Source organism: Pedobacter antarcticus, from assembly GCF_900103515.1.
Classification (GTDB): Bacteria; Bacteroidota; Bacteroidia; order Sphingobacteriales; family Sphingobacteriaceae; genus Pedobacter; species Pedobacter antarcticus.
Map to the genome: position 1 here is coordinate 43,153 of NZ_FNGZ01000005.1, position 16,053 is coordinate 59,205.

The following is a 16,053-nucleotide window of genomic DNA, read 5'->3' on the forward strand; positions in this document are numbered from 1 at the left end:
ATTTAGCGATTAAGCGCTAATCATTATAGTTAGCGCTTAATTAAGGATTAATTATTCATTAATGCGTAATATCTATTAATAGAATTGTAATCGTCAGAGGGATGTTACATTCAACCAGTCCGGAGGCGATATGATTTTAAAATTAATTCTTTAAACTACCGGTTTCTTCGATTCGCGTAGCAAACATTTCATTATTTTGAATTTTCGTCAGACTAACTATTTTGGCATCTGCATTTAAGTTAAAGATGATGGTCGCATCAATATCCAGCGCATAGAATTTATTTTTCTCGTAAGGAATGAGCTCTTTTTTGTCGGCGCCTGCTTTGCCATAAATCCGATCGTTTTCTACAACGATCTCGAAAACCATAGCGGGTTTAAAAAGATATCGGCCTGCATAAGTCGCCAGAACCTTTGCTGACACGTTCAGCCTGTTTTTAGCTTTTATATTCTGGTTTATTTTGTTCCATTTGGTAGTCAGACCTGTACCGGTCATTTCATATCCCTCTATTTTACCTTTCTGGTCTCTGTTAAATTGAATAGTGGTTAATGTCTGATCTAAATAAAATCCATCCTTTTTGTAAGGGATCAATAGCTGCTTCTGTCCTCCCTTAGTGAAAAAAGATAAGCGTCCGTTCTCACAGGCTATTATTTTATCACCATCGTATTCATTGTGGTACACGGCCTGATAAACTTTTAAGTCGTCCTCGGACACGTTAAGGCGCCGAAAGTTAAATGGTTTGCCCAGAAGATATCCGGCAATTTTAGACCCCGGAATATCCAGATCACCTATACTTTCAACATTTGAGAAAATGGCAATGAATATTTTTTCCGCAGGCAGATAGCTTACATAAGTGACATAACCGTTAACAACCCCGGTATGTTTAATAGTGGTTTCTCCCTGAACATTCCCGATTTCCCAACCATATCCATAACCCGTTAGTTTTCCATTAATTAATTGATAAGAATGGTGTGCAGGGCTAAGGTCTGACAAGCGTATAACTTTGCCGCTCATTAAAGCATTATACCAGATCAGCATGTCACCTGTTGTCGAAAGGAGCGATCCGGCCGCGTAGGGGAGCGTCATGCTTAAAAACTCAGCATTTTCATATTCTCCATTTACATACCTGTAGCCTGAAGTGCGTTGTGGAATAATCCTCGAAGAACTATCATAGTACGAATTCTTCATCCCCAGAGGCCGGAAAAATGTCTTGTCTATATAACTGGCATAGCTGTCTCCGGTAATCAGCTCGATAATATATCCTAATAGTACATAATTGGAATTGCTGTACCGGTAAGCAGTTCCCGGGCTAAAGTCAGGAGTTTCATCTTTGAATAACTCTACCAGTGCTTTTGGTGTTAAATCAGTTCTTTTCAACTCCTTTGTAAATTTGCTTATTCCGGTATAATTCTTTATTCCCGAAGTATGGCTAAGTAAGTTCGCGATGGTGATGTTTTTTCCAGGAGAAGGGTAATCCGGGATAAATTTGGTTACTTCATCCAGTAAATTGAGCTTACCTTCCTCGGCTAGTTTCAATATGGCAACCGCAGTAAATTGTTTCGTAATAGAGCCTATCCTAAACACATTATCAACTGTCATTGGAATATTGAGTTCGATATTGGATTGGCCAAATGCTTTATTATAAATGATTTCTTTATCCCGGGCTATCAATACTGTTCCGCCAGGCCCGCTTGCTGGGAATTGCGCATGTAATAAGGAGTCAAAAACCTTCTCGTTATTCTGACAAAAAGTATATGTTGGTGTAAATATGGCCATGACAGGCCATATCAGTAGCATTAATGATGTTTTCATTGTCGTAAATTGAAGAAGGTTTTATTTAATCGTTTAGCGCTAGCCTTTAGGCTTGAGTAAAAAATATCCGGTTAGTAAGCCCAGGCCCAGAAAAAGAAAAATACAAGCTGGCATTACATAATCGTTTGTGGTAAAACCCAGAGAAATGATAGCCATACCCGCCATGATTCCTGCGGAAATACCTATACTCATAGTGCTCAGCAGTAAAATAAATGGAAGATAATTCTCGGTACCTTTAAAAGTATCCGATGATAATTTATTTTCAATAATGGCCATGCGCTCTTTGTGCCTGGTTGTAAAATAATAATACGCTATTCCAAAAACAACAAGTGCTATGGAAATGAGAAGTGCAGCCGATGTGATTTGCATAATGCTTTTAATTAATTCATTTCCCTATAAGACCTGGGTTTATAATAATTGGTCACAACTGTGACCAAATGAGTCGTATGATAGTCTAATGAAACGATGGTATTCAAAGGGAAAATTAAACAGGATGAATATTTTCTTGGCAAAGCAATTCGGGGTGAGCGGGAAGGTTTAGAATATCTTGTAGACGAATACCAGGATATGGCCTATACGATCGCTTTTAAAATTGTTCGGAATAATGAAGATGCAGAGGAAATTGTACAGGATTCTTTTGTTAAAGCATTCCGATCCTTAAGCGATTTTAAAAAAATGGCTAAATTTTCAAGCTGGCTCTACAGAATTGTGTATAACACTGCCTTAACAAAGATCAGCGGCCAAAAACCGGTTACTTGCGATATCTATGATGACCTGGAAAGGAATGAATATATAGATCAGGGGAATGCAAGCTGGAACTTATTGTTGGAAGCAGATAGAAAAAAGTATATAGACCTGGCATTGAGTAAAATAAAAGACGAGGACAGGTTAATTATTACACTTTATTATATTGCTGAACAATCGGTTTCAGAAATTACAAAAATAACAAATCTCCAAACATCGGCAGTTAAGATGCGACTTTTAAGGGCGAGGAAACAGCTCGAAACGGAGTTGAAGATATTATTACAGACAGAAACTAAGGAACTATGAAAGACATGAAATTTGATACTGAGCCTCTTTATCCCATTTTACAGAAATATGGGAAAGACCAGCCTTCAGCGCAGTTTTCAAAACGACTAAAATATATAACTTTCCAGAGCTACAAAGTGAAATATTCAGTTGTCTACAAAAAAGAGGAGCGATTGGGAAAATGGATTATTGCGATGGTCATAGTGTCCTGTTTATTGATAATTTATCAAATGAATCCTTCCCATCTGGTTGCAGGGATGATGATTTCCTGTTCTGCATTTGTTTTAGGGATATTTGTAGTAATTCTGATTCTAAAAAAAACTATGCAGAATAAATTCACCTACATTTCCACCAATTGAAAATGTTTATTCAGAATGTCATGATCCCATCCTGCAATATGGACTTCATTTTCAATTGTGTTATCTTTTGGTGCGTAGTAGACTTTGCCTTTTTCAAATACCACAGCTATATAATTCAGATATAAAGCTTCTATACACAAAAACACGTTTCCTCTTTCAATTCTTTCGATCATGTTATCAATTACGATAAAAAAAGTGGAACAGTTTTTAAAAGAAAATAAAAGAATCAAATAATACATTTTATATCGTAATCCGCGTAGGGTTTGCACTCTTTCTTATACTTCAAGCGCGATAATTTGTGAGGCAAATTATCTTACTGCCCGAATAGATAGCCAACAAATGCTGTCATTGCCATTGCTGCGGTTCCCCAGAAGCAGATCCTGATTACTGCTTTGCTTCTGCTCGAACCTCCGGCTTTGGCTGCGATCAATGCTGATAGGGCCAGGAAAATAATAGATAAACTGTACTGGTAGACGACCATTAGATCTAATGGGGCAAAGATTGACACCAACATCGGAAGCATTCCACCCGTTACAAAAGACGCTGCTGAAGCCAGGGCCGCCTGCATTGGTTTAGCCTGGGTAATTTCGTTGATACCAAGTTCATCTTTAGCATGTGCACCTAAAGCATCGTGGGCAGAAAGCTGTATGGCCACCTGCGTGGCAAGCTCTTCATCCAAACCCCTTTCTATGTATAGTTTCGCAAGTTCCTTCAGCTCAACTTCCGGCATTGTATCCAGTTCGTTCTTTTCTCTGTTCAGGTCCGCGGTTTCGATATCTGACTGGGAGCTTACAGAAACATATTCTCCAGCCGCCATGGAGAGTGCGCCGGCAACAAGGCCGGCGAGTGCCGCAAGGATAATAGGTTCCCTTGTCGTACTCGCCGCAGCGATGCCGATAGCCAGACTGGTCGTCGACAGGATACCATCATTAGCCCCTAAAACTGCTGCCCTTAGCCACCCACTCCTGTTGGTATAATGTTCCTCAAGTTCCATAATGATATTATAATTTAAAGCTAATAATAGACGCCTTAAAATCAGGCATGAGACAAGACCGGAAACCTTAATAGCTCCCGGTCGAAAAGCTCAGCTATACCCGGTTTAACAAAAAGCGTATCGGGTTCTGTGGTCAGTATTTCAATATCATAGGCAGAAGAGTCTGCAGGAGCGAAGCCTAGAACTACTTTTTTTGTGTCGCTACGGACAATTGAATTAATCACATCATCCAGGGAAATTTGTTCCCGGCAGAATATGTCATGCAGGTAGCAGATTCCTGTTTCAAATTCTGCAATTGCAATTGCATGTAAGTCGGGTATGTAAAAAACCTGGTCCCGCATGAAAGAAGTGCAGTAAAATAAGACAAGGTTAGGATTGTTCAGCATGGATAGTTTTGCAGATATCACAGATTTGTCGACAATATCATATAAGGTTTGCCGGGCCGTTGCATTGGACATATCCAGTTGTACAACTCCGGTGTTAGTTCTTCCAAAAGGACCGGACTTTGTATATTCATATTCACTGATGGACTGGAATCCAAATTTAGGGTAGAAATCCAGAACAGTATTATTTGCAAATAGATAGATCAAATCTGTTTCAGACTCCCATTCATTGAGGACGAGCTCCATCAGGAACCTGCTCATACCGAGATTGCGGTGATCTCTATCAGTCATTACCGTTCCTATTTGAATATATTGCTTTCTGTCTCCATGAACATCAAAGTCAATAATGTTCACGGAAATATTTGCTACGATTTTATTGTCTTTTACTAAGGAGTAGGGTATATAGTTTTCACCCCAGTATCCCAGGTTAAACCAATTTTCAAAGTCAAATTTATAAGTTTGCTGAGTTAAGTCATTGAAGCTGTGTCTCAGTAGCGTATTATCTCTGTAGGCACTTACGATTTCATACTCATTATCGTGGATTATTGTTGTTTTTCTCATATGCTGCAAGAGTAATTTGTCCTTTTTTAAATTTTCGGGTCAGATAATTGCGCACCGGGATGTCGTAAAGTATCATTGCAAGATATGCAAAGGTAATTAATAGTATAATGCCGCCGGAAATAATCCAGAATAACTGTGCAGGTCCGGGTTTATGGGTTGTATAATAATTAAAGAACATCCATATTACGGCATAATGTGTCATGTATAAAGGATAAGAAATCTGTCCGGAGAACAAGCAAATCTTTTTAAGCCCTTCACTGAGTGCAGCTCCGGCCCCTAACGAAATAAGAAGTGGGAAGTAAAAGAGTACGACAAGCGGTTGTGTAAGCCAGTTCCACTCCGAATGAGGCATAATAAATGCAAGTAATAACAAAATAGAGAGTCCGGAAAAACCAAGTTTATTTTTAATAATCCAGTTAGACCGGTAAACTAATAACCCGGCGAGAAAAGAATAAGAAATCCGGATAAAACCATCCCAGAAACTGGAACCATCCCAACCACCCAATAAAGAACCTTTCTGATAACCAACGGTAAATACGGCAACTGCCGCAATTGCTGTTAGTAAAAATATAATGTTGCGGCCAGTTCTGCAAAGTATAAAAGCATAGACCAGATTTGCCATATATTCCCAGAATAAAGACCATGATGGTGCATTAAGGGCAAAAAGATTGAAGAAACGTTCATCTACAACCGGATAGGGAATAAGCAGGATTGAACTGAAGAAAATGATAACAATTTTTCCGGTACTGTATAACTCCGGATGACCACCAAACGGATCATAAAGGAAAGCCAGCAGACCCAGTACAGAACCCAGAATAACCAGCGGATGTAATCTGATCAGTCTGGTTTTAAAAAAAGCGGTGAGGCCCATTTTACCAATCCGGTCATCATATGCATATCCGATCACGAAGCCTGACAGGCAGAAAAAAAAGTCTACAGCCAAAAAACCATGTGCGATAAAATTCTGGCTGAAATCCGAATAAGCCACTTCCATAAAATGAAAGAGCACAATTGCGATAGCTGCAACCCCTCGGAGGCCATCCAGAATTTCAAAGTGTTTTTTGCTTTGCAATGTGTTTTGGGTTGTAGTTTGTACAGTCATTTGGAATATATACTATCAAGGTTAACAAATAATAACCATTCTATCAATTTACAGCGTTAAGGATTGACTCAAACACACCTTTCTTTTGTCCTTTTTGCCTATCAATTTCCCGGTGAATTAAACTGATCTTTATATAGAACAGAAACCAATCCTCTGGCGCGAGGACAATATATGTGGACAAAACAAAAACCTTAAAGAGATGACAAATTTTAAAAATCCTTTTGCATGGGCAGAGATTTATGTAGAAGACATGGGCAGAGCCCAACAGTTTTATCAGACTGTGCTGGATATTGAAATGCAGCATATGCCTAAACCCGAGGTAGTTGGGAATGAAGAAGAGTGTGATGAAAATTATGAAATGCTGTTTTTTCCCGGAGTAATGGACGCGCCAGGTATTAGTGGGGCTCTAGTTAAATCATCAATGATGGGGCCTGGTAAAGGTGGATCACTTATTTATTTTGAATGTGACGACTGTGCCCTGGAAATATCGCGTGTCGAAGCAGCGGGTGGAAAGGTGCTTAACCAGAAGATGTCGATAGGGCAGTATGGATTCTGCGGGATTTGCGCTGACACAGAAGGAAATCCGATTGGTTTTCACTCTATGAATTGATAAAATCAGCTGAATTTTAAGCGGAAATTTATTGGTTCCCGCAGGTTTCCTTCCGAATCTGATCATGTTAACATAAATTTAATATACACTTAACCGGAAATTAAGGGGATTGGAAAGGGTCTCTTTAAGAAGATCGTTCAATGATGTTTTACCGATCTTTGCAATAAATACTTCAGAGGCCTGTTTTAATTTAGTTTTAATTCCGTTTTAACCTCATTTTAATTCCATGTTAATTCAGAAATAGATTAACATGGAATTAATGTTAAGATCATCTTGGGTCGCTTTTTTTGGGAAAACAAAATCAGCAAAATGAAGAGGATACTTACTATCAACTTAAAACACTTAATCCTGATGGTACTTATATGTGCAGGATTCAGCGTAAGCGCACAGGTAACTACATCAAGTATGAACGGTAAAGTACGCGATGCTAAAGGGGAAGCTATTCCAGGAGCAAGCGTACTCATTATTCATGTACCTACCGGTACAAAATACGGTGCAATGACCAGCGCAGAAGGTGCTTACCGGGTAAATAATTTAAACCCCGGTGGACCATATAAAGTAACGGTCAGCTATGTAGGCTACAGTAAACAGGAAAAAGAAAATATCAATCTCAGTCTGGGTGCAGATCAGCGTCTTGATATCACACTAGAAGATGAAGGTACGCAGCTTGGCGAAGTTGTAGTGGCAGGCACAAGAGGTGGTACTAAAATAGGTGCGGGTACCCGTATCGGCGAAGAGCAGATTAAAAATATGCCTACCGTAAGCCGGAGTTTGACAGATGTAACGCGGGTTACTCCACAGGGGAGTAAAGACAACTCTTTTGTTGGAACGAACTTCAGGTATAATAATGTTACTATTGATGGTGCAATTAATAACGATGCGATTGGCTTCAGCCCGTCCTTAGGTGGGCAAAGTGGGAGTTCGGGCATGCCAGGAAGCAGTACCAGGACTAATCCGGTGTCTATAGATGCAATCCAGGATGTTCAGGTTCTGCTGGCACCTTATGATGTAAAAATTGGAAATTTTACGGGCGGTAGTGTAAATGCTGTTACACGCTCCGGTACCAACGATGTTTCAGGATCCATTTATGGTTATGGGCGTAACGCATCACTGATTGGCAGAAATAAAGCTGGTGATAATAGTAAAGAGCCATCGTCCTTCCATGATTATCAGACCGGATTCAGATTAGGGTTCCCGATCATTAAAAACAAACTGTTCTTCTTTACTAATGAAGAGATCACCAGACGTCAGGATCCGGTTATTTTAGGTGCAGGATCTCCCGATATGAAAGTAATTACTGCCGATGAGGCAAACCTGATTACCAATTACATGAAGACCAATTATGGAATTGATGCAGGTTCAGCAGGAGATTATAATATCTATGCGAAATCAAATAAGTTCTTTAATCGTTTGGACTGGAACATTAACGATAAAAATCAGTTAACGATCCGTAATAATACCATTCGCTCTACAGCGACGAATTTAGAGCGTGATCAGGCCAACTTCAGATTTGGCGGTATAGATTATAAACAAACTAACAATCAGAGTTCCACAGTTGCTGAATTAAAAAGCAGACTATCGAATGATGCTTCTAATAGTCTGGTAATCGGGTATTCCAATATTCATGATTTCAGAGACCCAACTTCAGATCCTGCTATTCCACAAATAGAAATCGGCGGACGCGGTGGAACTATCTTTTTGGGCACAGACCGCGAAGCCAGTATATTCAATATGAAGCAGAAGACTTTTGAATTCACGGATAACTATACTTTTACCAAAGGAAAACATACTTTCACAATAGGTACACACAATGAATTGTATAATATCAACTATGGTTTTGTAAATGCATGGAACGGTAGGGTTGCTTATTCAAATGTTGCAGATTTCCTGGCCAATAAACCAAACCGCGTCCGTACAAACTTTAATTATACAGACAATTCAAGGGATTATATTATGTCTAATCCACCGGCGGAATTTAAGCTGAATATGTATAGTGTGTATGGAGAAGATCAATACCAGGTGACAGACCGTTTTAAATTAACTTACGGTGTGCGTTTCGATCTGGCAGATCTGCCGAACAAACAGCCTTTGAGCGATAAAACAGTCAATGCGCCTGTAGACCCTAATTACGGTAATACATTTACCTACACACTTCCAAAAGATATTAAAAATGATTTCCTGGGACAGATTCAGATCTCACCAAGAGTTGGTTTTAACTATGATATTAATGGTGATCAGAAGATGGTATTACGCGGAGGTAGCGGATTATTTACCGGACGTGTTCCATTCGCATGGTTAGGTTATGCTTATTATAATAATGGAGTTACTTACGGCGGATTTGATAAGAAATATACTTATACAGGTTCCTCACCAGTAAAGCCGGCACCAGGTTCAGACCCGATTAAAGACGCATTAACAGGAAACGGTGAGGCAGGTTACGTTTCTAAGCAAGGTGTAAATGTTAATGATGCCAATGGGGCGACTCAGGTCGATCTGATTGACAATAACTTTAAAATGCCGAAAACTTGGAGAACAAGTCTTGCATTTGATTATAAGACAGATGATAACTGGAAGTTTACGGTAGAAGGTATTTATACTAAAGTTATACACGATCTTAAATTTCAACAGATTAACTTCCTGGATAATCCGATTTACTATCCTTATGATGTAAATCATCAGCAGCCGATTTATCAGAAAGTGAATAATAACCAGGCGATTAATTCAGCTTATAGCAATGCCTATCTATTGTCAAATACAGGAAAAGGATATCGTTACAGCTTAACCGGTCAGGTAAGTAAATCATTCCCTTTCGGTCTTGATATAATGGGAGCTTATACTTACGGACAGTCAAAAGATATCACTAATGGTATCCGTAACTCAATGGAATCCAACTGGCAGTTGAACCAGTCATTAAGTCCGAATAATCCGCAACTGGCTTATTCCAATTTTGACATCCGTAACCGTATTGTGGCGACCCTTAATTTCAGACATGCCTGGGATCGTGAGAGTAAGTATGTGTCGAACTTCTCGCTGTTCTTCAGTGCACAATCAGGTTCACCATATTCTTATGGATTACTAAATACTACAATCAATGGAACAGGGCAGAACGTAAGTTTAATGTATATTCCAAAAGCTGGAGAAACGGCTAATTTCATTACCGATCTGAAAGATGCGAACGGAGCGGTATTGGTAACGGCTGCCAGTCAGGTAGCAGCTTTCGATTCGTTTATTGATGATGATAAGTATCTGAAAACAAGAAGAGGTCAGTTCACAGAACGCAACGGAGCGCGCACGCCGTGGAACGTACAGGCAGATTTTCGTTTCTCACAGGATATCTTTGTTGCAGGAAGTGGTGCTAAAAAGCAGAGCCTTACTTTTACTTATGATATTGTAAACCTGACGAACCTGCTTAATAAAAACTGGGGTGTTCAATATTTCTCTCCAAATACTTATAACTCTATGGCAAGTATTGGTTTAAAAGCAGCAACTCCTGGTTCCGCTACGGTAAATCCAACTTATACATTTGATCAGGCAAATACGAGTACCTATTCAAAAGACTTCTTTGGTTCCCGTTTTCAAATGCAGTTTGGCTTGAGATACAGCTTTTAATACTTAGTTCCTTCAAACTTTTTAAACCCGGCTGATTACACAATCAGCCGGGTTTTTTATGCACTTTAACCTGGTCTGTAAGAGAATTATATTTAATCCCTTAAAAGACTAGTAATTTAGTAGTCTATTTATATATTTGTGCCGATTACTGTATTCTTCATCATTATTCTTATAAAGAAAGACTGAGGGATTCGTCCACTTTTTAAACCACCTTAAAGAAACATATGAAATAAACTTACCAGACAAAAACAAACCGGCAAGAATATCTTGCCGGCTTAGTATCAGAAACCGGTAATGTAACGCCAATCACGCACCGGAATCTTCCAGTTAATTAATTAAATCATTAAAAAACCATTTTAAATATGCGAATATTTCTCCATGTTCAGAAACAGCTATGCCATTTCCACAAGATAATATGGCTGTTCTCTACAGTAATTTTATTTAGTTTTCAGGTCTCAGGCCAGGAAATAAGGGGCCGTGTAACCGGACAGAACGATAAATTACCCATTTCCGGTGCAACCATTAAAGTCAAAGGCACAAAAGCAGGAACCATTACCGACCATAAAGGGGAATTCGCCCTTAACTTACCTGCTGGCTCAGACAGTATCAGCGTAAATTTTATAGGATATCTGCCCAGGGTTCTTCCAGCCAGGGGGAATACGAATTTGCAAATCACCTTACAGGAAGACTCAAAAACTTTGTCAGATGTGGTCGTTACCGGCGTAGCCGAAGGTACCAGCCGGAAGAAACTGGGCTTCGCACTCACAAAAATCAGTACCGATCAGATTAATACAGTTCCCGGTACAGATGCTGCGCAGAGTCTGCGCGGAAAGGTAGCCGGAATTCAGATTAGCCAGTCTGCAGGTAACGGAGATGCAACAGTATACCTCAGGGGGGCGAAATCCGTGTCTGGAAATATTGCACCATTGCTGGTTATAGACGGATTTGTAACAGCTTTAAGCCTTTCAGACCTGAACCCCCAGGATATCGAATCTATTGAGATTGTAAAGGGGGCTGCGGCATCCGCTTTATATGGAACCAGGGGTGAAGGCGGGATCATTCAGGTCCTCACAAAAAAAGGCCGTGGAATGGGCAAGGTGAATATAGTTATTGATAATGAACTTGGGTTAAGTAATGTACAGAATGTGCCTCCGACTTCAAAGTTTCACCACTTTAAAGTTAATCCTGATGGGTCATTCGTCTTAAACGGCAATGCCAGAACCCTGGATGTACAAGAAAACGGTTTCTCTTTAAACCTGCATCCGTACCAGAACACCTATGACAACGTAAATAATATGCTGAATAACAATCCATATTTTACCAATTACGTTTCGGTATCCACTTCCGGGGAGAAATATAACTTATATGCATCCTTTCAGAACCAGTATAAAGGAGGGGTTGCAGAACCAGTTGGTGCCGATAAGCGCCAGACTGCATTGTTCAATTTTGGTTATAAACCAGTAAAGAATCTGGAATTTGATCTGACCCTGCAGTATTTTAATACTGTGAAACCATCGGCGTCTATTACCTCAAGCGGGAGCGGTTCTTTACTGTATGCGACATCATTATATGAACCGTTTATCAACCTTCAGGAAAAAGATGCAAGCGGTAAATATGCATTCAAACCCTATGGATTTGACATTCAGAATTTCAATGTAAATAATCCTTTTTACCAGCTTAGCTACCGGGAATATGCAAATAATACCGATAACCTGCTTGCCGGATTGAAAGTGAGATATAAGATCTCCGATAAGCTGAGTGCAGAAGTATACGGATCCATACAAAATGAGAATTATAATCAGTCTGATTATTATCCTATCGGGTATCAGACAATCTCAGCAGATATTACCCGTAATAACGGTTATTATGGTGAGCTTAACCGTAAAATAAATTCCAAAAACGGCCAGGCACAGTTAAACTATAATAACAGTATCGGTGATCTGGAATTTGGAGCCACTTTAAAAACAGTTTATGAAGAAAACCGGGAGACCTCATTATCTGCTTCCGGTTACAACCTGAGTGCCCCCGTTAAAAGTCTCGAAGCAGCAGCAGCAGACACGCGTGATATTAAATCTACATGGGAGCAAACTGTGAATTACGGTTACTTTTTGAACCTGAAAGCTGGTTGGAAAGAGAAGTTCTTTTTAGATGTATTAGGACGTCTGGATAACAGCTCCAGATTCGGAACCGCTGTAGGAACAGCATTTTTCCCAAGAGTTTCTGCAGCTTACCGGTTAACTCAGGATGTAAATCTTGGTAAGCTTAATGAACTTAAGTTCCGGGTAGCTTATGGTAAAGCAGGAAGTCTGCCGCCATTTGGTGCTAAAGAAAGTCTTGTTTCTTTAACCAGTTCAGGTGGTGTAAGCTATCAGCGTCGCGAAAATACAGATCTTAAACGCGCTATTACTTCAGAACTGGAATTTGGAATTGACGCACAGTTTTTTAATAAAATCAATGTGCAGGCTAACTATGCATTTTCTAATAGTAAAAATGATTTTATTCTTGTGCCTCCCTTTGCCCCAACGAATGGATCAGCAAAAATTTATAGCAACCTAGGTGCTGTGAAATCAAATTCACTCGAGCTGGAGGTGAACGGTAATTTAATTACCAACAGCAGGTTTACCTGGAATTCAGGGTTGACATTTAGCCGTATCCGTTCTACGATAACCTCTTTAGGCGGGATCCCTGAGTTTACAGACGGTGATTTCCGGAAAGCAGAAGGTGTAAGCCCATTTGCCTTTTACGGATATAGTATTCTGACAAATCTGTCTCAACTCGAGACAAATAATAATAACGTTGTTACCAACGCAGCTGGAGGGATTCATCCATTGTCAGATTTTACAGTCAATAAATTAGGCTTTGTAGTTTTGAAGAGCCTGATGGGCACTGCAACTGAAACTCCTTTACTTTACGAAAATGCAGCGACCGGAAACTCCAAAGTCATAGGGGATGCACAACCAGATTTTGTGATCGGATTTTCTAATACGTTCAACCTTGGGCCACTGTCGCTTTATACAGTGCTGGACTGGAAACAAGGTGGGCAGAAGTATAATGAGACCCAGCAGTATCTCACTTACCAGTATAGATCGCCATTTTCAGATCAGGCTGCGGAAGCAGGACTACCTTTAGCCTTTACTACAGGGGTTTTCAACGCGCAGCAAACGACAGATTACTGGCTCAGGAAAAGTAGTTATGTGTCATTGAGGGAAGTCTCACTGAGTTACAAAATACCTTTAAAATCTTTAGGCATTCATAAAGCACTGAGCGCAGCAAGATTCTCTCTGGTCGGACGTAATTTATATACCTGGACTTCTTTTACGGGAGTAACTCCGGAAGGCGATCAGGATTTCTACGATTACCCGGCTTACCGCATTTACAGCGCGAAACTGACACTTAACTTTTAAGATTTAATCCTTGAACTCATGAAAATACCATACTATATATTACTACTGCCTTTGTTGTTCACAGCATGTAAGAAAACGGACTTCGATAATCCAACAACGCTTACTAATCAGGAAGCCATTGATCAGATCCGAGATCTTGGTCTTAAACTTACCACTAGCAGTGTTCAGACTGTTTTTTCAACTTCGACAAGTTCTGCCGGAACGCATTTCAGCTTGCTGGCAGATCAGACTACAAATACCAATGGTAATTCGTCCTGGTGGGACTTCGCTAATGAGCCCCGTCTGCGTTTAAATAATAACACTTCTTACCGGGGCGCAGTTACTTGGAATACCTTTTATAACAACTTATACCAGGCTAACCTGGATGCAACACTGGCTGTTGATATCATAGAAAAACAAGGCAAGCGCATTTTTGATACTCAAGGCGTAGACCGTACTGATGATTGCCTTGCTGCGGCTTATTATGCAAAAGGCGTGGCTCAGGGATATCTCGGTGTGATTTTCGACAGAGGTATTATTGTCGATGATGCAAATCTGACAACTAAAGATTTTCCAGACTCCTATAAAGCACTTATCGCTAACAGTATCAGACTTATAGATAAATCAATTACATTGGCTGAAGCTAATCAGAGCTTTAAATTTGATTTTTTAAGAGGTCAGACATTAAACAAAGCAAACTTTATCAGGCTGGCCAATTCCATGGCGGCACGTATTCTGTCCTCGGAGTCCAGGGATATAGAAGAATCTGAAAAACTCGGAAGCGCGCACTGGACGAAAGTTTTGCAATATGCGGAAAAAGGAATCACTCAGGATTATATGATAAGCACTGTTACGGGCGGTTATTATAATCAGCTGCTCACTAACTTGCTACAGCGTAATTCTGATGGCTCAGGCTGGCTTCCACCGGATCTGAAAGTTGCTTATCTTGCTGATAAGACAGGAAAAACACCTAAGATTTATCCGCAGACTGGTATTTTGCCCGCTATTGAGAGTGAAGATCAGCGGTTCTATAAGTATTTTGGATATTCGACCAGTTTCGGAATTCTGATTGAGTCCCGGGGACGTGGCTTGTTTACCAATTACACCCGTGTAAGATGGTTTAATGTAGCGAATACCTTAAATACCCCGGGTGCAGTAAATCCATACTTCCTTACTGAAGAGCTCAGACTGTTGAAATCTGAAGCTAAATTCTGGTTAAAGGATTATTCGGGAGCAGCGAACCTGTTGAATGAAGCTACGGCATCCAGAAAATCTGCCGGAGGTCTGCCTAATGTTGCTCCAGATGAAGACAGTTTGAGAAAGGCTCTGCATTACGAATATGCGATAGAAATCGATGGGGCAGGGGGGGCATTTATCCCTTTCACTTTTATGCGGCGTAATAACCTGCTGGTAGGCGGAACCCCCACTGAATATCCAATTCCTCAGTTACAGCTGGATCTTGTGAAACAACCGGTTTATACTTTTGGAGGTAAAGATTATTTTAATGAAAAAGGAAAATACGGGGAGACAGCGACTGCAGCGAATGTGGGTTGGAAACCCGCAGAATAAGGTAGCTTAAATGCAAAGTCATCTGCTATATTTAAAGATCAGATATAGCAGATGCCATTTGTCCGGACAACATCGCTAATTAAGCGTTAAGACATTAAGGTGAGCAGGCTGATTCTGGGCCTGAAAAGGATCGTGCAACATAATTTAAGACAGATTTGTAACATGTTTAAAATATTAATAACCTATATATCAGTGTTTTAATAATTAATACTACTATTTTGGTAGATTTAATTGTGTAAGTGATCTATACTCCCTATATTTATAAAAAATAATTAACAAAAACATAAAACTCTCATTATGATATCCAGTAGACCGCTCAAAGAAAATATGCTGAATTTGTGTTCAGAAGATCGTCTGCGCTGTTGTTTCTAATAAATTAAGATTTTGGCCTCCATTTAAAGGTAATTCTTTAATATTCTCATTTAAAATCCTGGTACCCCGGGGCATTTTGATAGAATATTATGGTGGTCATTTATTCTTTTAATAAGCTACCGGGGTATCAGGAAGTACCTAATTAATCACCACCATTAATTAGTTGATTTATACAGAAGAAGGGAGAGGCAGTCTCGTTGAACTTCTAGCAACTTTCCATAGGAAAAAGTGCTCAAACTGATCTAGAAATAGATTATAAATTAACCAATAAC

Annotated in this window: 12 protein-coding genes and 1 riboswitch; of the genes, 6 read left to right on the forward strand and 6 right to left on the reverse strand. The window is 39.8% G+C overall.

Annotated elements, in window-relative coordinates; genetic code table 11:
* Positions 1 to 142 precede the first annotated feature (142 nt).
* Complete coding sequence (locus tag BLR53_RS11790) at positions 143 to 1,810, reverse strand: serine hydrolase (RefSeq protein WP_074589914.1); 1,668 nt, start codon at positions 1,808 to 1,810, stop codon at positions 143 to 145.
* A 39-nt stretch (positions 1,811 to 1,849) separates the two neighbouring features.
* Entirely contained in the window at positions 1,850 to 2,179 is a 330-nt protein-coding gene (locus tag BLR53_RS11795; RefSeq protein WP_037438653.1) for a DUF6249 domain-containing protein, read from the reverse strand.
* A gap of 96 nt (positions 2,180 to 2,275) precedes the next feature.
* Here BLR53_RS11795 and BLR53_RS11800 point away from each other — a divergent pair, with 96 nt between their 5' ends.
* On the forward strand, positions 2,276 to 2,860 hold the full coding sequence (locus BLR53_RS11800; protein ID WP_074589917.1) for an RNA polymerase sigma factor: 585 nt from the start codon (positions 2,276 to 2,278) through the stop codon (positions 2,858 to 2,860).
* Positions 2,857 to 3,198, forward strand: a complete 342-nt coding sequence (locus tag BLR53_RS11805) for a hypothetical protein (protein WP_074589919.1) — start codon at positions 2,857 to 2,859, stop codon at positions 3,196 to 3,198. The genes BLR53_RS11800 and BLR53_RS11805 overlap by 4 nt, the downstream gene beginning before the upstream one ends.
* Here BLR53_RS11805 and BLR53_RS11810 read toward each other — a convergent pair.
* From BLR53_RS11810 to BLR53_RS11825, 4 genes are all read right to left on the reverse strand, one after another.
* The gene (locus tag BLR53_RS11810; RefSeq protein ID WP_139218450.1) at positions 3,180 to 3,371 is read right to left on the reverse strand and encodes a hypothetical protein; all 192 of its coding nucleotides are present in this window, start codon (positions 3,369 to 3,371) and stop codon (positions 3,180 to 3,182) included. The genes BLR53_RS11805 and BLR53_RS11810 overlap by 19 nt on opposite strands.
* A 140-nt stretch (positions 3,372 to 3,511) precedes the next feature.
* Complete coding sequence (locus tag BLR53_RS11815) at positions 3,512 to 4,192, reverse strand: VIT1/CCC1 transporter family protein (RefSeq protein WP_074589921.1); 681 nt, start codon at positions 4,190 to 4,192, stop codon at positions 3,512 to 3,514.
* A gap of 41 nt (positions 4,193 to 4,233) precedes the next feature.
* The gene (locus tag BLR53_RS11820) at positions 4,234 to 5,136 is read right to left on the reverse strand and encodes a GNAT family N-acetyltransferase (protein ID WP_074589924.1); all 903 of its coding nucleotides are present in this window, start codon (positions 5,134 to 5,136) and stop codon (positions 4,234 to 4,236) included.
* Positions 5,108 to 6,238 carry an acyltransferase family protein gene (locus BLR53_RS11825; protein ID WP_074589926.1) on the reverse strand — a complete coding sequence of 377 codons (1,131 nt, stop codon included), beginning with the start codon at positions 6,236 to 6,238 and terminating at the stop codon, positions 5,108 to 5,110. The genes BLR53_RS11820 and BLR53_RS11825 overlap by 29 nt, the downstream gene beginning before the upstream one ends.
* 199 nt (positions 6,239 to 6,437) lie before the next feature.
* Here BLR53_RS11825 and BLR53_RS11830 point away from each other — a divergent pair, with 199 nt between their 5' ends.
* The 4 genes from BLR53_RS11830 (at position 6,438) to BLR53_RS11845 (ending at position 15,409) form a co-directional block, all read left to right on the forward strand.
* Complete coding sequence (locus BLR53_RS11830) at positions 6,438 to 6,848, forward strand: VOC family protein (RefSeq protein WP_037438664.1); 411 nt, start codon at positions 6,438 to 6,440, stop codon at positions 6,846 to 6,848.
* Positions 6,849 to 7,157: 309 nt separating this feature from the next.
* Positions 7,158 to 10,457 (forward strand): TonB-dependent receptor, encoded by a 3,300-nt coding sequence (locus tag BLR53_RS11835; RefSeq protein ID WP_074589928.1) that lies wholly within the window; start codon positions 7,158 to 7,160, stop codon positions 10,455 to 10,457.
* A 362-nt stretch (positions 10,458 to 10,819) separates the two neighbouring features.
* Positions 10,820 to 13,861, forward strand: a complete 3,042-nt coding sequence (locus tag BLR53_RS11840; RefSeq protein ID WP_074589930.1) for a SusC/RagA family TonB-linked outer membrane protein — start codon at positions 10,820 to 10,822, stop codon at positions 13,859 to 13,861.
* 18 nt (positions 13,862 to 13,879) lie between these two features.
* Positions 13,880 to 15,409 (forward strand): RagB/SusD family nutrient uptake outer membrane protein, encoded by a 1,530-nt coding sequence (locus BLR53_RS11845; protein ID WP_074589933.1) that lies wholly within the window; start codon positions 13,880 to 13,882, stop codon positions 15,407 to 15,409.
* 537 nt (positions 15,410 to 15,946) lie between these two features.
* Positions 15,947 to 16,043, forward strand: a riboswitch (SAM riboswitch).
* The last annotated feature ends 10 nt before the right edge of the window (positions 16,044 to 16,053 follow it).